The sequence below is a fragment of the Streptacidiphilus sp. ASG 303 genome, from assembly GCF_020991365.1.
Taxonomy (GTDB): Bacteria; Actinomycetota; Actinomycetes; order Streptomycetales; family Streptomycetaceae; genus Peterkaempfera.
In genome coordinates, this window is record NZ_JAJLRA010000188.1 from 1 (window position 1) to 281 (window position 281).

Annotated in this window: 1 protein-coding gene; it reads left to right on the forward strand. The window is 65.5% G+C overall.

Going from position 1 to position 281, the window contains the following annotated elements:
- Nucleotides 1-85 precede the first annotated feature (85 nt).
- Nucleotides 86-281: preprotein translocase subunit YajC (gene yajC / locus LO771_RS30445; RefSeq protein WP_230748391.1), on the forward strand; the 196-nt coding region annotated here is incomplete at its 3' end.

Consider the following 281-nt stretch of genomic DNA (forward strand, 5'->3'; position numbering starts at 1 on the left):
AGACCTCCCCCCACACCGGACGCCCCGCGCGAACCCGCAAAGGACCTCTCAAGCCGTGCTTACCACCCTTCTCCCCCTGCTCCTCATGGTGGGCGTCATGGACCTCATGACGAGCAAAGCCAAGAAGAAGCAGCAGCAGGCTCTCGAGATGCGCAACACCTTGGGGCCCGGCTCCGGGGTGCGCACCATCGGCGGCATGTACGCCACGGTCAAGTCGGTCAACGACGACACCGTCGAGCTCGAGGCCGCCCCTGGCGTCTTCCTGCAGTTCACCAAGAGCG